21 protein-coding genes are annotated in these 22,441 nt (G+C 71.8%); 14 read left to right on the plus strand and 7 right to left on the minus strand.

Annotated elements, in window-relative coordinates; translation table 11 throughout:
* Window positions 1–9 precede the first annotated feature (9 nt).
* The 4 genes from ACFTXQ_RS10285 to mtnB all read left to right on the plus strand — a co-directional run bounded on the left by ACFTXQ_RS10285 (window position 10) and on the right by mtnB (window position 3,377).
* A complete protein-coding gene (locus tag ACFTXQ_RS10285) occupies window positions 10–1,332 on the plus strand; it encodes a M1 family metallopeptidase (RefSeq protein WP_382638024.1) in 1,323 nt (440 codons plus the stop codon).
* 154 nt (window positions 1,333–1,486) lie between these two features.
* Window positions 1,487–2,071 (plus strand): acireductone dioxygenase, encoded by a 585-nt coding sequence (locus ACFTXQ_RS10290; RefSeq protein WP_382638027.1) that lies wholly within the window; start codon window positions 1,487–1,489, stop codon window positions 2,069–2,071.
* Entirely contained in the window at window positions 2,068–2,781 is a 714-nt protein-coding gene (mtnC, locus tag ACFTXQ_RS10295) for an acireductone synthase (protein WP_382638030.1), read from the plus strand. The genes ACFTXQ_RS10290 and mtnC overlap by 4 nt, the downstream gene beginning before the upstream one ends.
* Window positions 2,778–3,377 carry a methylthioribulose 1-phosphate dehydratase gene (gene mtnB / locus ACFTXQ_RS10300; RefSeq protein ID WP_382638033.1) on the plus strand — a complete coding sequence of 200 codons (600 nt, stop codon included), beginning with the start codon at window positions 2,778–2,780 and terminating at the stop codon, window positions 3,375–3,377. Before mtnC ends, mtnB begins: the two co-directional genes overlap by 4 nt.
* A gap of 64 nt (window positions 3,378–3,441) precedes the next feature.
* Here mtnB and mtnA read toward each other — a convergent pair whose 3' ends face one another.
* Window positions 3,442–4,473 (minus strand): S-methyl-5-thioribose-1-phosphate isomerase, encoded by a 1,032-nt coding sequence (mtnA, locus tag ACFTXQ_RS10305; RefSeq protein ID WP_382638035.1) that lies wholly within the window; start codon window positions 4,471–4,473, stop codon window positions 3,442–3,444.
* 413 nt (window positions 4,474–4,886) lie between these two features.
* Here mtnA and ACFTXQ_RS10310 point away from each other — a divergent pair, with 413 nt between their 5' ends.
* Genes ACFTXQ_RS10310 through ACFTXQ_RS10330 form a run of 5 tightly spaced genes read left to right on the plus strand, consistent with a single transcriptional unit; the run spans window position 4,887 to window position 10,098 of the window.
* Complete coding sequence (locus tag ACFTXQ_RS10310) at window positions 4,887–5,936, plus strand: BMP family ABC transporter substrate-binding protein (RefSeq protein ID WP_382638038.1); 1,050 nt, start codon at window positions 4,887–4,889, stop codon at window positions 5,934–5,936.
* Window positions 5,917–7,422 (plus strand): ABC transporter ATP-binding protein, encoded by a 1,506-nt coding sequence (locus ACFTXQ_RS10315; RefSeq protein ID WP_382638040.1) that lies wholly within the window; start codon window positions 5,917–5,919, stop codon window positions 7,420–7,422. Before ACFTXQ_RS10310 ends, ACFTXQ_RS10315 begins: the two co-directional genes overlap by 20 nt.
* Window positions 7,419–8,483 carry an ABC transporter permease gene (locus tag ACFTXQ_RS10320; protein ID WP_382638043.1) on the plus strand — a complete coding sequence of 355 codons (1,065 nt, stop codon included), beginning with the start codon at window positions 7,419–7,421 and terminating at the stop codon, window positions 8,481–8,483. The genes ACFTXQ_RS10315 and ACFTXQ_RS10320 overlap by 4 nt, the downstream gene beginning before the upstream one ends.
* A complete protein-coding gene (locus ACFTXQ_RS10325; protein ID WP_382638046.1) occupies window positions 8,483–9,352 on the plus strand; it encodes an ABC transporter permease in 870 nt (289 codons plus the stop codon). The genes ACFTXQ_RS10320 and ACFTXQ_RS10325 overlap by 1 nt, the downstream gene beginning before the upstream one ends.
* Complete coding sequence (locus ACFTXQ_RS10330; protein ID WP_382638049.1) at window positions 9,349–10,098, plus strand: purine-nucleoside phosphorylase; 750 nt, start codon at window positions 9,349–9,351, stop codon at window positions 10,096–10,098. Before ACFTXQ_RS10325 ends, ACFTXQ_RS10330 begins: the two co-directional genes overlap by 4 nt.
* Window positions 10,099–10,149: 51 nt before the next feature.
* On the opposite strand, the gene ACFTXQ_RS10335 is transcribed toward ACFTXQ_RS10330, so the two are convergent.
* The 3 genes from ACFTXQ_RS10335 to katG form a co-directional block, all read right to left on the minus strand.
* Window positions 10,150–11,334 (minus strand): cytochrome P450, encoded by a 1,185-nt coding sequence (locus ACFTXQ_RS10335; protein WP_382638051.1) that lies wholly within the window; start codon window positions 11,332–11,334, stop codon window positions 10,150–10,152.
* Entirely contained in the window at window positions 11,324–12,031 is a 708-nt protein-coding gene (locus ACFTXQ_RS10340; protein WP_382638054.1) for a tRNA-dependent cyclodipeptide synthase, read from the minus strand. The genes ACFTXQ_RS10335 and ACFTXQ_RS10340 overlap by 11 nt, the downstream gene beginning before the upstream one ends.
* A gap of 203 nt (window positions 12,032–12,234) precedes the next feature.
* The gene (gene katG, locus ACFTXQ_RS10345) at window positions 12,235–14,466 is read right to left on the minus strand and encodes a catalase/peroxidase HPI (RefSeq protein WP_382638057.1); all 2,232 of its coding nucleotides are present in this window, start codon (window positions 14,464–14,466) and stop codon (window positions 12,235–12,237) included.
* Window positions 14,467–14,692: 226 nt separating this feature from the next.
* Between katG and ACFTXQ_RS10350 the strand changes: the two genes are divergently transcribed.
* The 3 genes from ACFTXQ_RS10350 (at window position 14,693) to ACFTXQ_RS10360 (ending at window position 17,914) form a co-directional block, all read left to right on the plus strand.
* Window positions 14,693–15,109 carry a Fur family transcriptional regulator gene (locus tag ACFTXQ_RS10350; RefSeq protein ID WP_382638060.1) on the plus strand — a complete coding sequence of 139 codons (417 nt, stop codon included), beginning with the start codon at window positions 14,693–14,695 and terminating at the stop codon, window positions 15,107–15,109.
* A gap of 376 nt (window positions 15,110–15,485) precedes the next feature.
* Window positions 15,486–17,102 carry a globin domain-containing protein gene (locus tag ACFTXQ_RS10355; protein ID WP_382638063.1) on the plus strand — a complete coding sequence of 539 codons (1,617 nt, stop codon included), beginning with the start codon at window positions 15,486–15,488 and terminating at the stop codon, window positions 17,100–17,102.
* Entirely contained in the window at window positions 17,099–17,914 is an 816-nt protein-coding gene (locus ACFTXQ_RS10360; protein ID WP_382638065.1) for a pyridoxamine 5'-phosphate oxidase family protein, read from the plus strand. Before ACFTXQ_RS10355 ends, ACFTXQ_RS10360 begins: the two co-directional genes overlap by 4 nt.
* Before the next feature lie 28 nt (window positions 17,915–17,942).
* Here the strand turns inward: ACFTXQ_RS10360 and lpdA are convergent, their stop codons facing one another.
* Window positions 17,943–19,346: a dihydrolipoyl dehydrogenase gene (gene lpdA, locus ACFTXQ_RS10365; protein ID WP_382638068.1), complete on the minus strand. Its 1,404-nt coding sequence runs from the start codon at window positions 19,344–19,346 to the stop codon at window positions 17,943–17,945.
* A gap of 9 nt (window positions 19,347–19,355) precedes the next feature.
* Window positions 19,356–19,904 carry a dihydrofolate reductase family protein gene (locus ACFTXQ_RS10370; RefSeq protein ID WP_382638071.1) on the minus strand — a complete coding sequence of 183 codons (549 nt, stop codon included), beginning with the start codon at window positions 19,902–19,904 and terminating at the stop codon, window positions 19,356–19,358.
* 131 nt (window positions 19,905–20,035) lie between these two features.
* On the opposite strand from ACFTXQ_RS10370, the gene ACFTXQ_RS10375 reads away from it, so the two are divergent.
* On the plus strand, window positions 20,036–20,947 hold the full coding sequence (locus ACFTXQ_RS10375) for a LysR family transcriptional regulator (protein ID WP_382638073.1): 912 nt from the start codon (window positions 20,036–20,038) through the stop codon (window positions 20,945–20,947).
* Here the strand turns inward: ACFTXQ_RS10375 and ACFTXQ_RS10380 are convergent.
* The gene (locus ACFTXQ_RS10380; protein ID WP_382638075.1) at window positions 20,926–21,438 is read right to left on the minus strand and encodes a hemerythrin domain-containing protein; all 513 of its coding nucleotides are present in this window, start codon (window positions 21,436–21,438) and stop codon (window positions 20,926–20,928) included. The two genes, ACFTXQ_RS10375 and ACFTXQ_RS10380, sit on opposite strands and share 22 nt — an antisense overlap.
* 90 nt (window positions 21,439–21,528) lie before the next feature.
* Between ACFTXQ_RS10380 and ACFTXQ_RS10385 the strand changes: the two genes are divergently transcribed.
* A complete protein-coding gene (locus ACFTXQ_RS10385) occupies window positions 21,529–22,434 on the plus strand; it encodes a LysR substrate-binding domain-containing protein (RefSeq protein WP_382638078.1) in 906 nt (301 codons plus the stop codon).
* The last annotated feature ends 7 nt before the right edge of the window (window positions 22,435–22,441 follow it).

Consider the following 22,441-nt stretch of genomic DNA (forward strand, 5'->3'; position numbering starts at 1 on the left):
GAAGCGGCAGTGAACGGCCAGCAGACAGCGCCATCCGACCCGTACTTCCCGGCCAACGGCGACCCCCGTTACCGCGTGCACCGGTACGAACTCGCCCTGGAATACCGCCCCGGCCCCAACCGGCTGGCCGGGACGGCCCGGCTCAGCGCCATCGCCGGGCGGGCGCCGCTCGCCGAGTTCCACCTGAACCTGGCCGAGTTCAAAACAGGGCGGGTCCTGGTGAACGGCCGGGCCCCGCACTACACCCACCGGGGCGGTCGGCTCCGCGTCCGCCCGGCCAAGCCGCTGCCCGCCGGCGCCGCCTTCACCGTGGAGGTGCACTGGGCGGGCAACCCCAAGCCCGTGCGCAGCCCTTGGGGCGGCCTCGGCTGGGAGGAGCTGACCGACGGTGCCCTGGTCGCCAGCCAGCCGGTCGGTGCGCCCTCCTGGTACCCGTGCAACGACCGGCCCGCCGACAAGGCCTCGTACCAGATCTCCCTCAACACCCCTTCCGCCTACACGGTGGTGGCCGGCGGCCGGCTGCTCACCCGTACCACCAGGGCCAGCACCACCACCTGGGTGTACGAGCAGCCCGCCCCGACCTCCAGCTACCTCGTGGGCCTGTCCATCGGCATGTACCAGACGGTGCTGCTCGGCGACCCCGGGCTCGGCGGCGTCACGCAGAGCGCCCACGTGCCGGCGCACCTGCTGCCCGAGTTCTCCCGCGACTTCGCCCGGCAGCCCGACATGATGCGGTTGTTCGAGGAGCTGTTCGGCCCCTATCCCTTCGGCGAGTACGCCGTCGTCGTCGCCGATGAGGAACTGGACGTCCCCGTGGAGGCCCAGGGCATGTCCCTGTTCGGCACCAACCACGTGGACGGCGCGCGCGGTTCGGAACGGCTCGTCGCCCACGAGCTCGCCCACCAGTGGTTCGGCAACAGCGTGACCATCGCCGACTGGCGGCACATCTGGCTGAACGAGGGCTTCGCCAAGTACGCGGAATGGCTGTGGTCGGAGCGCTCCGGCGGCCGCACCGCGCACGAACTCGCGGCCGCCGCACACCGGCTGCTGGCCTCGCAGCCCCAGGACCTGAAACTGGCCGACCCGGGCCGCAAGCTGATGTTCGACGACCGCCTCTACCAGCGCGGCGGGCTCGCCGTGCACGCGCTCCGCCGGGCCCTGGGCGACGGCGCGTTCTTCCCGATGCTGCGCGACTGGGCGACCGTGCACCGCCACGGCGTGGTCACCACCACCGGGTTCATCAGCCACGCGGCACGCTACGCGGACCAGCCGCTGGACGAGCTGTTCTCGGCCTGGCTGGAGCGGCCGGCCCTCCCGCCGCCGCCCGCGTAGCGGGGGCGGTCCCGTGAGGGCCACCCGCTTCGGGCCGACGGCCTGTCACACTTGCCATACGGCCGCCATCCCGTGGCAACAACAGGCGGCGAGAATCAGCGCGGGGCAGGGATCCGCACCCCCGCACCCCTCTCCTTCCACCCTGGAGCATTCCGTGACGCTGCTGACGACCTGGCCGGAGAGCGGCCCGGAGACCGTCATACGCCGTACCTCCGAGCCCGCCGAGATCGCCGCCGCGCTGGCGCCGCTCGGGGTCCGCTACGAGCGGTGGCCGGTACGCGAGGACGTCCCGGCGGACGCCGGCAGCGATGCCGTCTTCACCGCCTACCGGGCCGAGATCGACCGGCTGACCGCGGCAGAGGGCTTCGCCACCGTCGACGTGGTCGCCCTGCACCCCGACGGCGACCCCGGTTTCGCCGACAAGGCGAAGGCCGCGCGGGAGAAGTTCCTCGAGGAACACACGCACGATGACGACGACGAGGTGCGCTTCTTCGTCGCCGGCTCGGGCATCTTCTACCTGCACGTGGCGGGTGAGGTCCACGCGGTCCTGTGCGAGCGGGGCGACCTGCTCGGGGTGCCGAAGGGAACCACCCACTGGTTCGACATGGGCACCCGGCCGGCCTTCACCGCGATCCGCTTCTTCCACGAGGAGGACGGCTGGATCGGCACGTTCACCGGCAGCGGCATCTCGCGGCGGTTCCCCGACTTCGACACGATCACGGCGGGGTACGCGGCGTGACCCACAGCGTGGACGCCGTCGTACTGGACATCGAGGGCACCACCAGCGCCACCGGCTTCGTCGTCGACGTGCTCTATCCGTACGCGCGCGAGCGGTTCGGCGCCCTGCTCGCCGAACGGGCCGGCGAGCCGGAGGTGGCCCGCGCCCTCGCGCTGGTACGGGCGGAGCTGGGCGAGCCGGACGCGGGCCCGGCACGGATCGAGCGGGCGCTGAACGCCTGGCTCGACGAGGACCGGAAGGTGACGCCGCTGAAGACCCTTCAGGGCGTGCTGTGGGCCGAGGGGTTCGCACGCGGTGAACTCGTCTCGCACTTCTACGCGGACGTGGTGCCCGTGCTGCGCCGCTGGCACGCGTCGGGCGTGCGGCTGTACGTGTACTCGTCCGGGTCGGTGGCCGCACAGCGGGCGTGGTTCGCGCACAGCCCCGAGGGCGATCTCAGCGACCTCGTCAGCGGCTGGTACGACACGGAGAACGCCGGCCCGAAGCAGCACGCCGGGTCCTTCCGGACCATCGCCTCGGGCACCGGGATCCCCGCGGACCGGCTGCTGTTCCTCTCCGACCGCGTGGGTGAACTGGACGCCGCCCGGGCGGCGGGATGGCGGGCGGTGGGGGTGCGGCGGCCGGGGGAGCCGTACTACGAGCAGGGCGTACAGGACCACACGGAGGCACGGACCTTCGAGGACATCGGCGTGGTGGGGAGCGGAGCGTGACGACGGAGTCCGACCTGGAGCGGGCGGGGGCGGTACTGGCGGCCGAGGCGGCGCGCTTCGCCTCCTTCGGCTGGATGCGCGGTACCTCCGGCAACCTGTCGGTGCTGCTGTCCCGCGAGCCGTTCCGGCTGGCCGTGACGGCCAGCGGGCACGACAAGGGCGAACTCACTGCCGAGGACGTGGTGTTGGTCGACGGTAACGGTGCGGCGCTGCTCGGCGGCACGCCGTCCGCGGAGGCGGAGCTGCACGCGCGGGTCGCCCACCTGACGGGCGCGAACGCGGTGGTGCACGTGCACACCGTCGCCTCCGTGCTCATGGGGCGCAGGCAGCCGGGGGGCATCGTTCTGAAGGACCTGGAGATGCTCAAGGGCGTCGGGCATCCGGCGGAGGGGGAGGAGATCACCCTGCCCGTCATCGCCAACAGCCAGGACATGAAGGTCCTCGGAGACCGCCTGGAGGCCGCCCGCGACCCGCGGATGCCGGCGGTGGTCGTGGCGGGCCACGGCCTGTACGCGTGGGGCGACTCCCCGCGCCAGGCGCGCCACCACACCGAGATCGTCGAATGGCTCCTCGAACTGGAGCTGGCGACGGGCTGACGAGCCGTGGAGTTCCGTGCGGAGGGGCCCTCCCCGCGGGGAGGGCCCCTCCGCGTGCCGCGGGTCAGGCGAGGTGTTCCGCGGGGAGCTCGCCCGCCGACACCTCCAGCACGCCCCGCTCGGTGACCAGCGCGGTCACCAGGCTGCCCGGCGTCACGTCGAAGGCCGGATTGTGGCCGCGGGAGCCGGCCGGCGCGGTGCGGACGCCGCCCCACTCCAACACCTCCTCCTCGCCCCGCAGTTCGATGGGGATCTCCTCGCCCCCCGCGGTCGCCAGGTCCACCGTCGTGGTCGGTGCGGCCACGATGAACGGGATGCCCGCGTGGGCGCAGGCCAGGGCTATGCCGACCGTGCCGACCTTGTTCGCGGTGTCGCCGTTCGCGGCGATCCGGTCGGCGCCCACCACCGCGGCGTCCACCTCACCCCGCAGGATGGTCCCGGCCGCCGCACCGTCGGCCTGCACGTAGTGCGGTATGCCCTCCTGGACGAGCTCCCAGGCGGTCAGCCGGGACCCCTGCAGGAGCGGCCGCGTCTCGTCCGCGTACACCGTCTCCAGCCGTCCGCGGGCGTGCAGTTCGCGGATCACGCCGAGCGCCGTGCCCCAGCCGGCCGTGGCGAGCGCGCCGGTGTTGCAGTGCGTCAGGATGCGCAGCGGCCGGTCCACGCCGAGCCGCTTCAGCAGCCAGTCCGCGCCGTGCGCGCCCAGCGCGTGATTGGCCTCGACGTCCTCGCGCTGCACGGCGGCCGCCTCGGCCAGGACCGCGGACAGGCCCTCGTCCAGCCGCGCCAGCACCCGGTCCAGGGACACGGCCAGGTTGACCGCGGTCGGCCGAGCGGCCCGGATCCGGGCGACCTCCTCGCGTACCCGCGTACGGTCCCAGCCCTCGCGCTCACCCTGCAGCAGCGCGATGGCCACGCCGTAGGCCCCGGCAGCGCCGATCGCCGGTGCGCCGCGCACCACGAGCCGCTTGACCGCGTCGACCAGGCCCTCCACGTCGTCGACGCGCAGCACCTCCGTGCGGTGCGGCAGCGCGGTCTGGTCGATCAGCGCGAGACCGTCTCCGGCCCACTCGACGGCACGCAGTTCCCGGGTCATGGCAGTGCACTCCAAAGGCTCAAGGGGGGACAGGAGGGAGGGGAGGGGTGCGCGTCACCGTACAGGAGCCGCGGGAACCACAGTTCGAGACGGAGGGCCCGTCACCCGGACCCGGTGCTACGCTCCTGACCTCAACGATCTGTTGCACGGTAGTCCGAGGGGAGAGCGCACATGCTGCTGACGCTGCGCCGCTACCTCGACTACGGCCGGTGCGCCAGCGACGCCTGTCGCGGCTGAGCGCTCCCTCGCCGGGCTCCTGACGAGCCTTTCACAACACGCCGGATTTCACGTCGAATTCATCGATGTCGCGCGCCGTTCACATGCGGGCGGCCGCCTGGACCGCGATCCCGCATCCCCGGACGCGCGTCCACCCGTGCGTCCGTACACCCGAACCGTCCCGGAAGGTCACCTCCATGTCCCGGAGATCCCGTACCCACGCCCTTCGACTCGCCGCGGCACTGGCCGGAGGCGCCCTGCTCGCCACCGGCTGCAACGCCGCCGCGGCGAAGAAGGAGGAGGGCGGCAAGAGCGCCGGCCCGGCCTTCACGCTCGTCACCCCGGACGCGGTGGGACAGAACGAGTTCCTCAAGCTCTCCGTGGACGGCGTCAAGGCGGCGGCCAAGGCGCACTCCGGCAGCTCCAAGGTCTACGAGTCCACCGACGCTGCCTCCCGGCAGCAGAACGTCCAGGCCGCGGTGGACGCCGAGCCCGAGGTGATCGTCCTGGTCGGCTTCGAGTTCGCCGACCTGGTCGCCCAGCAGGCCGAGGCCCATCGCGACCAGCGGTTCCTGGTGGTCGACGCCTGCACCAAGCAGACCTACCCCAACGTGAGTTGCGCCGTGTTCCGGGAGCACGAAGGGGTCTTCCTGGCCGGCGCCGAGGCCGGACTGCTCAGCAAGAGCGGCAAGGTCGGAGCGGTGGACGTGCTCGACACGCCCCAGTTCCACCGGTACAGCGATCCGTTCGCGGCGGGGGCGAAGAAGACAGCGCCCGCGAGCGAGGCCACCACCCGCTTCGTCGGCGGCCAGTCGCCCTTCAACGACTCGGCCCGCGCCAAGGAGCAGGCGAGCTCGCTGATCGCGGCAGGGACCGACCAGCTGATGGCGGCCGCCGCCGCGGGCAACTACGGCGTCTTCGAGGCGGCGAAGGCCAAGGGCGCCCTCACCTACGGCGTGGACGTCAACCAGTGCCCCTCCGCGCCCGGCACCGTCGTCGACAACGTGATCAAGAAGACCGATGTCGCGGTGGAGAAGGGCATCGAGCAGGTGCTCGGCGGCAAGGGCGGCCAGAGCGTCTCCTATGGACTCAAGGAGGGCGGCATCAGCCTGACCGGCCTGGAGCCGGGCGTCGCGGAGTCCCAGTGCGTCATCGCCCGGCACGCCCCGGTCCTGGACCAGGTCAGGCAACTGCGCGACCAGATCGTCTCCGGGGAGCTGAAGGTCGATGACCCTGCTGCCAAGTAGCCCTTCCGAACCGGTCGTCGAACTGAGGGGGATCACCAAGCGGTACCCCGGCACGCTCGCGAACGACGCCGTCGACCTCAGCGTGCGGCGCGGCGAGATCCACGCCCTGATGGGGGAGAACGGCGCCGGAAAGTCCACCCTGATGTCGATCCTCTACGGGACGCAGCGGCCGGACGCGGGCACCATCCGTGTCGAGGGGCGCGAAGTGGCCTTCTCCGGCCCGGCCGACGCGATCGCCGCCGGGCTCGGCATGGTCCACCAGAGCTTCCGGCTCTTCGACTCGCTGACCGTCGCCGAGAACGTCGTCTTCCGCGCCGAGCCCGGCCGGTTCGGGCTCCTCGACCGTGCGGCCGCGCGGCGCCTGGTCGTCGAACTCGCCGAGGAGCACGGGCTGCCGGTGGACCCCGACGCCCCGGTCGCCACCCTGCCCGTCGGGGTGAGGCAGCGGGTGGAGATCCTCAAGCTGCTGTACCGGGGTGCCCGCGTCCTGATCCTCGACGAGCCGACGGCCGTGCTCACCCCCGGCGAGGCCGGCCGCCTGCTCGCCGTACTCAAGTCCCTTGCCGCGCAGGGACGTTCCGTCATCCTCGTCACCCACAAGCTGCACGAAGTGCTGGAGGGCAGCGACAACGTCACGGTGCTGCGCGACGGCCGGGTCACGGCCCGGCTCCGTACCGCCGACACCACCGCGGAGGAGATCGCCGAGGCGATGACCGGCCGCCGGGTGGCGCTGGACCGCGTCCACCCGCCCGGTACCCCCGGCGAGGCGGTGCTGTCCGTATCGGCGGTGCGCGGGGTGGACCTGACCGTACGGGCCGGCGAGATCGTCGGCATCGCGGGCGTCGCGGGCAACGGCCAGAGCGAGCTGGTGGAGGCCCTCGCCGGGCTGCGCCCCGTCGGCTCGGGCCGCGTCGAGCTCGCCGGACGCGACATCACCCACGCCCCGCCGGCCCGGCGCAGGACGGCGGGCCTCGCCTACATACCGGAGGACCGCTCCGCGGTGGGCACCGCGCCCGCCGCCTCCGTGGCGGAGAACCTGGCGATGGGCCACCACCGGCGACCCCTCGCCACCCGGCGCGGGCTGCTGCACCCCGAGGCCCTGCGCGCGCACGCCCGCGTCCTGATCGAACGCTTCGGCATCAAGACGCACTCGCCCGCGGCCCCCGCGGGAGCGCTGTCCGGCGGCAACCTCCAGAAGCTGCTCGTCGGCCGCGAACTCGCCCACGAGGCACCGCTGCTGCTCGTGGAACAGCCCACGCGCGGCGTGGACATCGGTGCGGTCCGGCACATCCACGACCAGCTGATCGCCTATCGGGACGCGGGCCACGCCATCCTGCTCGTATCGGCCGAACTCAGCGAGATCCAAGCCCTGTCGGACCGCATCCTGGTGATGTACGAGGGACGGATCGCGGCCTCCTACACGCGGGACGAGGCCGACGAGCGCGCTTTGGGGCTCGCCATGGCGGGGGTCGGCGCAGCGGCATGACCACATCCACCTCCCCCTCCGCGCGCACGTCCGTACTGCGGTCCCCCGTCCTGACCTCCGTGGTCGCCGCCCTCGTCATCGGGGCGCTCCTCCTGGCCGCCGCGGGCGCGGACCCGCTGACCGGCTACGGGGCCGTCCTGAGCGGCTCCCTCGGCCCCGACGGCTTCGCGGCCACCTTGACGACGAGCACCAGCGTCCTCGGCATGGCCCTCGCGCTGGCCGTGCCGCTGCGCGCCGGCCTCGTCAACCTGGGCGGCGACGGGCAGCTGGTGCTCGGCGGCCTCGCCGCCACCGTCACCGGCCTCTACGCGCCGCTGCCCGCCCCGCTCACCGTCGCCGCGGCCCTCCTCGCCGGCATGGCGGCCGGAGCCGCCCACGCCGTGCTCGCCGCCGTGTGCGAGACCCGACTGGGGGTGCCGCTGCTGGTCAGCAGCCTGCTCCTGGCCTACCCGGCAGTCTCCTTCGCCTCCTACCTGGTGCGGTACCCCCTGAAGGAACCCGGCTCCAGCCTGCCGCAGACCCGGCGACTGCCCGACGGCGTGGCCCTGCCCGCGTTCGGGTCGACCACCGTGACCGCCGGGCTGCTCCTCATGGCCGCCGCCGCTCTCGTCCTCGCCTTCGTCGACGCGCGGACCAGCATCGGCTACGAGGTCCGGATGACCGGTCTCAACCCGCGCTTCGCGGCCTACGCGGGGGTGGACCGGGCGCGGCTGACCCTGCGCCTGATGGGCACCTCCGGCGCGATCGCGGGCCTGGTGGGGGCGATCGGGGTGCTGAGCTTCCCGTACCGCTTCCTCGACGGCGCGCTCACCGGGCCCGGCTACACCTGGACGGGACTCACGGCGGCGCTGCTCGCCGCGGCCGCCCCGCTCGGCACGGTGCTCGCCGCGTTCTTCTTCACGGTCCTGCAGGTCGGCGGCCTGAGCATGGAGAGGGCCACGGAGGTGCCGCGCGAGCTGACCCAGGTGCTCCAGGCCCTCGTCATCGTCCTCCTCGCCTCCCGGCTGCGGCTGACCCGGCGCGCCGGCCGGCGCACGCAAGAGAAGGAGAAGACCGCCTGATGTCCCTCGAATCCGACCTCTTCCTCTCGGTGCTGCGCGCGCTCACCCCGATCCTGCTCGCCGCGCTCGGCGGGGCGTTGTGCGAGCGGGCCGGCGTCTTCAACATCGGCCTCGAAGGCATGATGCTGATCGGCTGCTTCACCGCGGTCACCACGAGCTGGTTCACCGGCAGCCCGTGGCTCGGCGTGCTCGCCGCAGCGCTCGCCGCCGCCGCGTACTCCCTGATCCTGGCCGTCGGCACGGTGACCCTGCGCGGCGACGCGGTGGTGCTTGGCGTCGCCATGAACCTCCTCGCCGTCGGGCTCACCGGCTTCCTGCTGCGCACCGTCTTCGGCGTGCGGGGGACCTTCGACGACCCCCGGCTGGCCGGGCTCCCGCTGATCGGCGGGCAGTCGCCGCTCGCGTATCTCGCCTGGGCCGCCGCCCTGCTCACCGCCTTCACGCTCTCCCGCCACGTGTGGGGTCTGCGGCTGCGCGGGGTCGGCGAAGCGCCCGCCGCCGCCGCGGCCCTGGGGGTGAGCCCCGTCAAGTACCGCTACGGGGCGGTGCTGGCCGCCGGGACGCTGTGCGGGCTCGGCGGTGCCCAACTGGCCTTGGGCAACGTCACGTTGTTCTCCGAGAACATGACGGCGGGCCGGGGCTGGATCGCCGTGGTCGCGGTCATGCTCGGCCGCGCCGCGCCCCTGGGCGTCCTGCTGGCCGCCCTGCTGTTCGCCCTCGCCGAAGCGGTCGGCTTCCGGCTGCAGGGGCTCGGCCTCCCCCAGCAGGCCACGGACGCCGCCCCGTACGCCGTCACGCTCGTCGCCCTCTTCCTGACCACGGCGGCACGCCGCCGTGCCGCCCGTACGAGAACCGGAGCCGTCGTATGACGCTGGACACGCTGCCCCTCACCCGCATCCCGGGCACGGGCCTCCCGCCCTCCGCGCTGGTCGTGGGCGATCCGGCCCGCGCCGCAGCCCTCGCGGCGCTGCTCGACGATGCCAAGGAGGTGTCGCACCACCGCGAATACCGTGTGTTCACGGGGAGTTGGGAGGGTCTGCCGGTGGTGGTCGCCTCACACGGGGTGGGCGCCCCCGGGGCGATCCTGCTCTTCCGTGAGCTGGCCGACGCCGGTGTGCGCACCCTCATCAGGCTCGGTACGGCGGGCGCGATCCGGCCCGGAATCGCCGACGGCGACCTGGTCATCGCGGAAGGGGCGGTACGCGACGACGGGGTGACCGGGCAGCTGCTGCCGCCGGAGTACCCCGCGGTGGCCGCGCCCGAGGCGGTCCTCGCGCTCGCGAAGGCGGCCCGCGAGGCGTGCGCACCCCACCACCGGGGCCTCGTCTGGACCCGCGCGGCCTTCCAGCCCGGCCTGCTGCCCTTCCCGGCGTACGGGGAGGCCGGCGTCGCCGCGATAGAGATGGAACTCTCCGCGCTGCTGGTCACGGCCTCGCTGCGCGGACTGACCGCGGGCGGAGTGCTGGTGGTGGACGGGGCGAACGCCGACGACCTCGTGGACGTGGAGGCGACCGGCGGGTACGACCCGCACCGGCAGGTGGTCGCTGACGGCGTCGGCAGGGCCGCCACCGTGGCCCTGGAGGCGCTGCGGCTGCTGGCCGACGACAGGTGGTGAACCGGTGTCCCCGGCCGGAGGTTCCGGCCGGGGACACCGTGGTGGCTGCCGCTACCAGAGCACGGGCAGGCGCTCCGGCAGGCGCTTCATGAAGCGGGTGCGCCAGACGAGCTGATCGATCGGCACGGCGAGCTGGAGGTTCGGCATCTTCTCCAGGAGCACCTCGATGGCGATCTCGGTGTGCCTCTTGCCGAGGGCGGTGGCCGGGCAGTAGTGCTGTCCGCCGCCGAAGGACAGGTGCGTGCCGGCGTTGGGCCGGTCGATGTCCACGACGTGCGGGTCGGGGTACACGGCCGGATCGGTGTTCGCGGCCTCGACCAGGACCAGCAGCAGCTCGCCCTTCTTCACCTCGACGTCGCCGAGGGTGACGTCCTCCAGGGCGAGCCGGGGCAGCCCGTCGGCGATCGACAGGTTGATGCGCAGGAGTTCGTCCACCGCGGCGGGGATCTTCTCCGGCTCCTTGCGCAGCCGCTCCCACACCTCCGGGTGCTGGATGAGCGAGACGAGCGCCATCGTCAGGAAGCCCATGGTGGAGATGACCCCGGCGCCGAACAGCGTGACGCCGACGGTGGCCAGCATCTCGTCCGTCAGGTGCGCGTAGTCGGGGTCCTCGCGCAGGGCGGCGAGTTCGGCGATGAGCCCGGTGGTGGCGGGGTCGTCGAGGCGCTCCACCATGTAGGCGATGTCCCGGTCCCAGTTGAGCTTGGCGCCGGTGATGGGGCACGCCGAGTTCATGAACGCGATGTCGAGGCTGGCGGCCAGGCGCGGGGCGTCGGCTTCGGGGATGCCGAGGATCCGGCAGTGCAGGTGCTCCGCGTAGGGGTTGGTGAACTGGCCGCGCAGGTCGACCGGCGCCCCGTGGGACAGGAGGCCGTCGACGAGGGCGGAGGCCTGCTCGCGCATCCAGTCGGTGAGGCCGTCGGTCTTGGGGTTGATCGCCTTGAGGACGGCCTTGCGCAGGCCGGCGCCGGTGATGTTGCCCATGTTGTTGACGACCTCCGGGGGGATCGTCAGCGCGTACTGGCGCGGCACCCCCGGAGCGGAGGTGTCCTTCAGGCTGAATCTGGGGTCCTCGAGGACTTGCTTGCACAGCTCATAGGAGGAGACGAGCCAGGCTTCGTCCCCGGCGATCGTGCGAACCCGCTTGACCGGTTCGCTGCGCAGGGCTTCGACCTCGGGCGGGAGCTGGTCGCCGCGCGCGGAGAACGGGAAGTCGAGAAGGGTGTCAGTGCTCATCGGATTCTCCTTCGGCGGGGGTGATGACGGCGTGGCCCTGGTTGCGCGAGGCGCGCAGGCCCGAGCCGCGCGAGTACAGCAGTTCCGCCATCGGCAGGAGCTGGTGGTAGCAGTTGAGGGAGGACGGCACGCCGAGGATGGCCGGGGTGTCGAGGAAGAGCGGTGCTTCCGCGCACACGTACTCCAGGCACACCTCGCGCTGCCGGGTGGTGGCGGCCTGCCCTCCGAGGACCTTGGAGGAAAGGAACGCGTCGACCAGGGAGTTGCACGTCTCGCGGAACTCCGGGTCGCTGTCCAGCAGGGTGTTCAGGTGCGAGTGGAGCGCGCGGTAGGCGGGGATGTCGGTGAGGGACGACATCGGGCGGGCGCGCAACCGCAGGCCGGTGGGATCGGCTTCGGCGGCGGCGTTGTTCACCTTGGCGCGGACGCCGCGCAGGTTCTTCACCGCCTTGCGGCGTGCCTCGTCCGGGCCGTAGCCGAGGGCCTCGTACATCTCGGCCACGTACAGGTCGGTGTAAATGATGTCGACCTGCTGGAAGTTGCGCATGCCCCAGTGGGCGAGGTCCGTGACCCTCTGGGCCGAGAAGTAGCTGTTCCCGGGGGAGATGCCGATGACCGCGTGATCGCCTTCGGTGTGGATCACCTGGCAGTGCGGGGTGTACGGACGGACTGTGAAGACTTCGGTTGCTGTCGTCAACAGGGTGTCGGGTCCTTCGCGCCGCAAGTCCCAAGGAGCCCTGTGCCCAAGGTGTGGCGGCGACGTGAGGGAAGCTACACGAACGGTGTGCAACGTTCCATGTCTTCTGGGTGACAACTCACCTGGTGGACATCACAGTTGTGTGGCGGCCCGCGTACCGTTCGGTCGGCCGGGCCGGGGGCCCGGCCGATCGAACGCCGGCGTCAGCGGAGGTCGAACCGGTCGAGGTTCATGACCTTGTCCCATGCCGCGACGAAGTCCTTGACGAACTTCTCCTTCGCGTCGTCGCTCGCGTAGACCTCCGCGAGCGCGCGCAGCTCCGAGTTCGACCCGAAGACGAGGTCGGACCGGGTGCCGGTCCACTTGACCCGGCCCGTGGCGGCGTCGCGGCCCTCGAACGCGTTCGCGTCCTCGGACGTCGGCGTCCAGGTCGTGCCCAGGTCGAGCAGGTTGACGAAGAAGTCGTTCGTCAGGGCACCGGGGGTCGTGGTGAACACACCGTGCGGGGACTGCTGGTGGTTCGCGCCCAGGACGCGGAGGCCACCGACGAGGACGGTCAGCTCCGGGGCGCTCAGGGTCAGCAGGTTCGCCCGGTCGAGCAGCAGGTACTCGGCGGGCAGCCGGTTGCCCTTGCCGAGGTAGTTGCGGAACCCGTCTGCGGTCGGTTCGAGCGCGGCGAACGACTCCACGTCCGTCTGCTCCTGCGAGGCATCCGCGCGGCCCGGCGCGAACGGGACCTCGACCGTGAAGCCGGCGTCCTTCGCCGCCTGCTCGACGGCGGCGGCGCCGGCGAGCACGATCAGGTCGGCGAGCGAGATCCGCTTGCCGCCGCTCTGGGCGGCGTTGAAGGTCTCCTGGATCCCGGTCAGGACGCGCAGGACCGCCGCCACCTGGTCGGGCTCGTTGACCTCCCAACCGCTCTGCGGCTGGAGGCGGATACGGGCACCGTTGGCGCCGCCGCGCTTGTCGCTGCCGCGGAAGGACGAGGCCGACGCCCACGCGGTGGAGACCAGCTGGGACACCGTCAGGTCCGAGTCGAGGACCTGCTGCTTGAGCGCCGCGATGTCGGCGGCGTCGACGAGCTCGTGCGTGACCGGGGGCAGCGGGTCCTGCCACAGCAGCGTCTCGGCCGGGACCTCGGGGCCGAGGTAGCGCACAACCGGGCCCATGTCGCGGTGGGTCAGCTTGAACCACGCGCGGGCGAAGGCGTCCGCGAAATCGGCGGGGTTCTCCAGGAAGCGGCGCGAGATCTGCTCGTACGCCGGGTCGATCCGCAGCGAGAGGTCGGTCGTCAGCATCGTCGGAGCGTGGCTCTTCGACGCGTCGTGCGCGTCGGGCACGGTACCGGCCCCGGCGCCCTCCTTCGGCCGCCACTGGTGCGCGCCGGCGGGGCTCTTGAACAGCTCCCACTCGTAGCCGAAGAGGATCTCGAAGAAGCTGTTGTCCCAGGCGACCGGGGTGTTCGTCCAGGTACCCTCGAGACCGCTGGTGATCGTGTCACCGCCCTTGCCGGTACGGAAGGTGCTGCTCCAGCCGAGGCCCTGCGCCTCGAGCGGGGCCGCCTCGGGGTCGGCGCCGACGCTGTCGGCCGGGCCCGCTCCGTGCGTCTTGCCGAAGGTGTGGCCGCCCGCGATCAGGGCGACCGTCTCCTCGTCGTTCATCGCCATGCGCCGGAACGTCTCGCGGATGTCGCGTGCGGCGGCCAGCGGGTCCGGAGTGCCGTTCGGGCCCTCGGGGTTGACGTAGATGAGGCCCATCTGGACCGCGCCGAGCGGGTTTTCCAGCTCGCGGTCGCCGGTGTAGCGCTCGTCGTCCAGCCAGGTGGTCTCGGGACCCCAGTACACGTCCTCGTCGGGCTCCCAGACGTCCGCCCGGCCGCCGCCGAAGCCGAAGGTCTCGAAGCCCATCGACTCCAGGGCGACGTTGCCGGCGAGGATCATGAGGTCGGCCCACGAGAGGCTCTGCCCGTACTTCTTCTTGACCGGCCACAGCAGGCGCCGCGCCTTGTCCAGGTTCGCGTTGTCCGGCCAGCTGTTGAGCGGGGCGAAGCGCTGCTGGCCGGCCCCGGCGCCGCCGCGGCCGTCGCTGATCCGGTAGGTGCCCGCGCTGTGCCAGGCCATCCGGATGATGAAGGGGCCGTAGTGGCCGAAGTCGGCGGGCCACCAGTCCTGCGAGGTGGTCAGCACCTGCGCGATGTCCTGCTTGACCGTCGGCAGGTCGAGGGTGGCGAACGCGGCGGCGTAGTCGAACTCCTCACCGAGCGGGTTGGCCACGGCGGGGTTCTTGGCGAGGATCTTCAGGTTGAGGCGCTCGGGCCACCACTGGCGGTTTCCACCACCCTGGGTGGGATGCGCGGCGCGCCCGTGATCGACGGGGCAGCCACCTCCACCCCCGGCCTTGGCGTCGGTGACGATTGCGTCGTGGTTCTCAGACATGGGAATCCTTCCGGACCAAACGGATCACGGTGTTCAGGAGGAACTGCATGCTGTGGAACTCGCGGGGCCCAGCCCCCGGCCATTGGCCCGCTCTGGAGTTTTCCTGTCCCTTGGCTATCTGCGGAACCGATCCTACGATGGACGGAATCCAAGTCAAGAAGAACACCAAATCAAGGAACACCGAACGCGCCGGGGCATCCCGCCGAACCTGAAAAGGTGAGCCGACATGAGTGACCTGGTGGAGCGACTGCGGGGCCGTGGCTGGCGGATGACGTCCCAGCGGCGGGTCGTGGCGGAGGTCCTCGACGGCGACCACACCCACCTCACGGCGGACGAGGTGCACGCCCGCGCGATGGAGCTGCTGCCCGAGATCTCCCGGGCGACGGTGTACAACGCCCTGGGCGAACTGGTGTCCCTCGGCGAGGTCGTGGAGGTCTCCACCGACGGCCGCGCGAAGCGCTACGACCCCAACGCGCACCAGCCGCACCAGCACCTCCTGTGCTCCGGGTGCGGGCTCATCCGCGACGTCCACCCGGCCGGCGACCCCCTGGCCGACCTCCCGGAGGAGGGCCGGTTCGGCTTCACCGTCTCCGGAGCCGAGGTGACCTACCGCGGCCTGTGCCCGGCCTGCGCCGCGGTGTAGGGACGCCGTACAGCGATGATGTGAAGAACTTGCGTGCATTGCGTGGGGGAGATCGGGGCGACCCGCAGGTTTTTCGTCAGGGAATTCGTATGACTGTGCGGAGAATGGCTTGTCGCATCGGTCTAACTCGTCGGTAACTCGTGACGAAACCCGAGCTCCTGAGCCCTGCGGGGCGCTGACCAGCCACAACTCGACGCCGCCTGACGATCGAACAGTGCATTCGGTGATTCGCACACGCCGGGTATGGTCGAGCCCGTTCGCACGCCGGTGGGAGGGGTGTGCATCACCGGGAATTCCGATGGGGGAGAGAAATCGGGGCACGCACGGCCCCCGCGTGCGAAGACCGACCGGAAGACGTTCGAGGCGAGGCAAACCGATGGATGCTCCGACCACCACGTCGGGTAATGGCGACAGATCGGGCGGCGACGGCCGGGACGCGGGCTGGTTCGGTCGAAGCCCGAAGGCGACGACCCCGGCGCCGGCGCCCGCGGGGCCCGGGCAGCATCCCCCGGACGCGCGCCGCACACCCAGCCGACCCGTCACCCCGGTACGCCCGGTCGGCAACGGCGCCGCCAGGAACCGCACCGCCCCCACGACCCCGCAGGCCCCCGCGGCCCCCGCGCAGGCGCGCCCCGCCGCACCCGCCGGGCCCGCAGGACCCAACCCTTCCGGCCTCGGGGGCCCTTCGGGACCCGGCCGACCGGCAGGCCCCGACGCTTCCGGCCTCGGGGGCCCTTCGGGACCCGGCCGACCGGCAGGCCCCGACGCTTCCGGCCTTGGGGGCCCTTCGGGACCCGGCCGGCCCGCAGGGCCCGACGCTTCCGGCCTTCGGGGTCCTTCGGGCCCGGCCGGGCCGGCGCCCGAGGACACCTCCGACGGCGCGCTGCTGCGCCGCACGATGGCGGAGATCGAGCCGATCGCCGACAAGGTGACCTCGCACTTCTACGCCCTGCTGTTCCTGCGCCACCCCGACCTGCGGGCCCTGTTCCCCGCGGCGATGGACACCCAGCGGGACCGCCTCTTCAAGGCGCTGCTCACCGCCGCGACCCACGTGGAGGACACCGCCGTCCTGACCGCGTACCTGACGAACCTCGGCCGCGGCCACCGGAAGTACGGCACCCTGCCCGAGCACTATCCCGCCGTCGGCGAGTGCCTCATCGGCGCCCTCTCCACCTACGCCCCGCAGACCTGGGGTCCCAGGACGGAGGCCGCCTGGGTGGGCGCGTACACCGTGATCTCCCAGATCATGATCGACGCGGCGGCCAAGGACGAGCTGCGCGCCCCCGCCTGGTGGCAGGCGGAGGTGGTCGCCCACGAGATGCGGACACCGGACATCGCGGTCGTGACCCTCCGGCCCGACGCCCCCTACCCCTTCCTCGCCGGCCAGTACGCATCCGTCGAGACCCCCTGGTGGCCGCGCGTCTGGCGGAACTACTCCTTCGCCTCCGCGCCCCGCTCCGACGGGCTGCTCTCCTTCCACGTCAAGGCCGTCCCGGCGGGCTGGGTCTCGGGCGCCCTCGTGCACCGCGCCCGCCCGGGCGACGTGATCCGGCTCGGCGGCCCCGCCGGATCCATGACCGTGGACCACACCACCGACAACGGGCTGCTGTGCCTGGGCGGCGGCACCGGTATCGCGCCCATCAAGGCCCTGGTCGAGGACGTGGCCCGGCACGGCCGCCGCCGGTCCGTCCAGGTCTTCTACGGAGCCCGCCGCGACCACGACCTGTACGACATCGACACGATGCTGCGCATGCAGCAGTCGCACTCCTGGCTCTCGGTCCGTCCGGTCGTCGACGACGGCCCCGACGACAACCTGTGCGGCCGGCTCCCCGACGCCATGTACGAATACGGTCCGTGGCACACGTACGACGCCTACCTGTCCGGCCCGCCCGGCATGATCCGCCAGGGCGTCGACACCCTGCTGGGGATCGGCATCCCCACCCACCGCATACGGCACGACTCCATCGAGGAACTGGTCGGGGCAAGGAATTGAGCACATCCGAACAGACCGGGCACCGCTCGGCGGCGCCCGTACGCACCACCCGCCCGGGCAGCGACGGCGAACACCTGGTCCAGCAGCGTACGGGCACCACCGAACGCGCCGACAAGTTCTACGCCGAGCAGGTCCTGGACCGGCTCAACACCCGGATGCGGGAGTTCGTGGCACGCCAGGAGATGTTCTTCCTGGCCACCGCCGACCGGTACGGCGAGTGCGACAACACCTTCCGTGCCGGCCCGCCCGGCTTCCTGCACGTCCTGGACGAAGCGACCCTCGCCTACCCCGAGTACCGCGGCAACGGAGTGCAGGCCAGCCTCGGCAACATCGAGGAGAACCCGCACGTGGGCATCCTCATGGTGGACTTCCTCCGGGACCGCATCGGGCTCCACGTCAACGGCCGGGCGCGCGTCGTCGCCGACGAGGACATGCGCAGCGCCCGCCCGGGGCTCGCGACCGACCCGGTGCCCGGCCGCCGCGCCCGGGTGTGGGTGGAGGTCGCCGTCGAAGAGGCGTACATCCACTGCGCCAAGCACATCCCCCATCTGCAGAAGGTGCCCCCGCGCGGGACCGGCCGCGCGTGGGGAACGGACGACTTCAAGCGCAAGGGCGGTGACTTCTTCGCGGCCGCCGCCGAGGCTCCGGGACGGGGCGTCTTCCTGCCGCCGCCGCGCGCGGACGCGGCGACCTGGCAGGCGGAGGCGGAGCGCGTCCTGGAGAAGGCCGAGCACCGCTCGGCCGAGCCCGGGGATCCGGCGTTCACCGGCTGGTTCAGGGCGCGGCGCTCGCGCGTTCAGCGGCGCGGCTGACGTTGCGGACGACACGTTCCGTCGTGCCTCAGAAGTTGATCATGTGGCCGGCGAGTCCGTGCACGGCCTCCTTGACCGCTTCGCCCAGCGTCGGGTGCGCGTGCACGTTGCGGGCGACCTCGTGCACGGTCAGGTCCCACTGCTGCGCCAGCGTCAGCTCCGGCAGGAGTTCGGTGACGTCCGGGCCGATCAGATGGGCGCCGATGATCTCCCCGTGCGTGGCATCACTGATCAGCTTCACGAAGCCGGTCGCGTCGCCGAGGCCGTGCGCCTTGCCGTTCGCCGTGAACGGGAACTTGGCGACCTTGACGTCGAAGCCCCGCTCCCGCGCCTGTGCCTCGGTCCAGCCGAAACTGGCGATCTGCGGTTGGCAGTACGTCGCGCGCGGGATCATCGGGTAGTCGAGCTCCATGGTCTCGGCGCCCGCGATCGTCTCGGCGGCGATGACGCCCATGGACTCGGCGGTGTGCGCGAGCATCAGCCGGGCCGTGACGTCACCGATGGCGTAGAGGTGCGGCACCGAGGTGCGGCAGCGGCCGTCGACCTCGATGGCGCCGCGCTCGGTGACCCGTACGCCGGTGGTCTCCAGGCCGTAGCCGGTGACGTTCGGCGCGAAGCCGATCGCCTGGAGCACCTTGTCGGCCTCCAGGACCCTCGTCGCGCCGTCCTTCCCCGTGACCGTCACGCTCACCTGCGGACCCGAATCGTCGATCGACTCCACCCTGGTCGAGGTCAGCACCTCGATCCCCAGCTTCCGGTACTGCCTGGCCAGTTCGGCGGAGACGTCCGCGTCCTCCAGCGGCGCGATCCGGTCGAGGAACTCGACGATGGTCACCTGCACGCCGTAGTTGTGCAGGACGTACGCGAACTCCACGCCGATGGCGCCCGCGCCCGCGATCACGATCGACCGCGGCACGCCGTCGGCGAGGATCTGCTCCTCGTAGGTCACCACGCGCTCGCTGCGCCGGGTGCCGGGCAGCAGCCGCGGCGTGGCGCCGGTCGCGATGATGCAGTTGTCGAAGGACACCGTGCAGATGGCGCCGTCCGGCTGGACGATCTCCAGGGTGTTCGCGTCCAGGAAGGTGCCGCGGCCCTCGAGTTCGGTGATCCCGTTCTTCTTCATCAGGTAGTGGACGCCCTTGACCCGGCCCTCGGCAACCCGGCGACTGCGCTTGAACGCCTCGCCGTAGTCGAACGACACGGTGCCGTCCACCGTGATGCCGAAGGTCTTGGCCTCGTGCGTGAACAGGTGGGCCAGCTCGGCATTGCGCAGGAGCGCCTTGGTGGGGATGCAGCCGACGTTCAGGCAGACACCGCCCCAGTACTTCTCCTCCACGATCGCGACCCGCTGGCCCAGTTGGGCGGCGCGGATGGCGGCGACATAGCCGCCCGGTCCGGCTCCGAGCACGAGGACGTCGAAGCGCTTGCACATGGGAGTTTCCTACTTCCGGTCGGCGGGGCGGAGGTCCAGGACCACCGCGCCGGTGCTGAAGGTCGTGGTTCCGGCAAGGGCCCAGGAGGTGCGGGGAACACCTTCGGGGAACAGCCGCTTGCCCTTGCCGACGATGACGGGATGGATCCAGAGCTTGAGCTCGTCGACGAGCCCGAGTTCGATGAGGGAGTTGGTGAGGTCGCCGCTGGCGTAGATCAGGACGTCGCCCGCGTACCGTTCCCTGATCGCGGGGATCTCGGCGGCCAGGTCGCCGCGGACCACGGTGGCGTTCCAGCGGGCCCGCTCCAGGGTGCTGGACACCACGTGTTTGGGGAGCGCGTTCATCCGTACGGCGAACTCGCCCTCGGAGTCCTCCATCTGCGGCCAGGCGGCGGCCATGCCCTCGTAGGTGACGCGGCCGAGCAGCAGGGCGTCGGCGGAGAACAGCCGGCCGTGGGCGTACTTGGCGTGGTCGCCGTTGAAGTAGGGCCCGGTCCATGCCGGATTCTCCATGACGCCGTCCAGCGACACGTAGGTCAAGGCAATGATCTTGCCCATGGGAATGCTCCTCGATCGAATAACGGACAGCGGCTCGCGCGCCGCCCCGTCCAGGCTGCCTTTCGAAGATCGGCCGAACAACGCGCGATACTGGAACCTGCGTTTAACGAGGCTCAACACAGGGGGACTTGGTGCTGGAGCGCCTGGAGACCGAAGCGTTCCTCACGCTGGCCGAGGAATTGCACTTCGGCCGGACCGCCGAACGCCTGCACGTGAGCACCGGCCGGGTCAGCCAGACCATCAAGAAACTGGAACGGCACATAGGGGCGCCGCTGTTCGAGCGGAACAACCGCACCGTGCGGCTGACCGCCCTCGGCCACCGCCTGTACGAGGACCTGCGGCCCGCCTACGAACAGATCCAGGCCGGCCTCGACCGTGCGATCGACAGCGCCCGGCCGAAGCAGAGCGTCCTGCGGGTCGGCTTCATCGGCGCGGCCGCCGGACAGATCGCCCTCCAGGCGCACCAGCTGTTCCCCGAACGCGAGCCCGGCCGGCGCGTCCACTTCCGCGAGCTGCAGATCGGCGACGCCCTGGTACGGCTGCGTGGGGGCGAGGTGGACGTCCTGCTCGTCCATCTGCCCGTCCCCGGGAACGACTTGGTGATCGGCCCGGTGATCATCTCCGAGCCGAGGATGCTGGCCCTTCCCGCCGGCCACCCCCTGGCCCGGCGCAAGAGCCTGAGCATGGAGGACCTCGTCGCCGTACCGCTCGTGCGCGTCGTCGGCGTCCAGCCCGGCGAGTGGCTCTCGGAACACTTCCCCGACCGCACGCCCCAGGGCAGGGCGATCGCCGCGGGCCCCGAGATCGAGACGTTCCTGGAAGCCCTGCAGGTGATCGCCGCGGGCAACGGGGGCATCATCGTCGGCGCGCAGGTCACCCGGTTCTACGCCCGGCCGGACATCGTCTACGTCCCGATCACCGACACCCCGCCGCTCGACTGGGCCCCCGTCTGGCTGAAGTCGAACAACACGCCCACCGTCCGCGCCTTCGCACGGACGACCCTGGAGGTCGCCCACCGCATCTACCTCGCGGCCTCCCACTGATCCCTCCGGACACCGTTCGCGTAGGGGGCGGTCCGTTCGGCGTGGAGGCGCTCGAAGTGCCCCCACTCCTCTACGCCCAAGACGGCCCGGGCCAGCGGGAACACGGCCTCCTCCTCGTGGTCGAGGTGACCGCCGAGGCCGGTCACCAGGGAACCGGTGAGCACCCCGAACAGGTCCGGTCCGGCGCGGGGATCGGCCAGCGCCTCGTCGATCGCCCCGACGAGGGAGGCGATCGCCGCGTGCTCGGCTTCCATCGCCACCAGCCGCGTCAGGTCGTACGGGCGGCCGCCCAGCGCCTGCCGCAGCGCGGGCCACAGGGCGTCGTCCTCGGCGGAGTGGTGGGCGCGCAGGGCCCCCTTGAACGTCTCCCAGCCGGCCGACCCCAGCAGGACGTGGCGGGGATCGGGGTCGGCGCGGGCGGCGATCCGGGCGAGGTGCCGCAGCTCCCGCCGCAGTACGTCGTGCATCGCGAACATCGCGGTCATGTCCATGGAAATACCTTCCACCGGCGCCGCGGTGCGATCAACGTAGACTTCGCGCGTTGATCAATAACTCTCCGGTTATCGCGTACGGGGGCGGCGATGGAACTACGTGACATAGAGATCTTCCTGGCGCTGGCGGAGGAACTGCATTTCGGCCGGACCGCCGAACGGCTGCGGATCTCCCAGGCACGGGTCAGCCAGGCGATCAAGAAGCAGGAGCGGCGCATCGGCGCCGCCCTCTTCGACCGCACCAGCCGCTCCGTGACCCTGACCCCGGTCGGAAAGGCCCTGCGCCTCGAACTCCAGCAGGCGTACGACCTGATCCAGGGCGGCCTCGCCCGCGCGACCGAGGCCGCGCTGGGCGTGCGGGGGACGCTCCGGCTGGGTGTCATGGGGGTGCTCGCGCAGGAGATGCGGCCCGTGGTCGAGGCGTTCCGCGCCCGGCACCCCGACTGTGACGTCGACGTCGTGGAGATCCACTTCAGCGAGCCGTTCGCACCGCTGCGCTCCGGCAGGACCGACCTGCAGCTGCTGTGGCGGCCCGTCCACGAGCCGGACCTCAGCGTCGGCCCCACCGTGCTGACCGAGGACCGCGTCCTCGCGGTCTCCACGGCCTCGCCCCTGGCGCGACGGGACTCCGTGTCCCTGGAGGACCTCGGCGGCCTGCACGTCCTCGACCCGGGCCCCGAGGTGCCGACGTACTGGTTCGAGGCCATGGTCCCCACGTACACGCCGGCCGGACGCCGCATCGCGCGCGGAAGCGTCGGCCGGACCTTCCACGAGGTGCTCGCCCACGTGTCCGCCGGCGAGATCGCCTGCCCCGTCAACGCCCACGTCCCCCGCTACTACACGCCCCCCGGCATCGCCTTCCTGCCGATCCACGACGCCCCCGTCACGGAGTGGGCGCTCGTCTGGTCCGCCGCGGACGAGAGCGCCCGGCTCCGCGCCTTCGTCCAGACGGCGCAGGACCTCGGGACGCGCCACATCACCGAGCGGGCGGGCTGAGCGCGGG

Source organism: Streptomyces sp. NPDC057010 (assembly GCF_042673805.1).
In the GTDB taxonomy this organism is placed as follows: domain Bacteria; phylum Actinomycetota; class Actinomycetes; order Streptomycetales; family Streptomycetaceae; genus Streptomyces.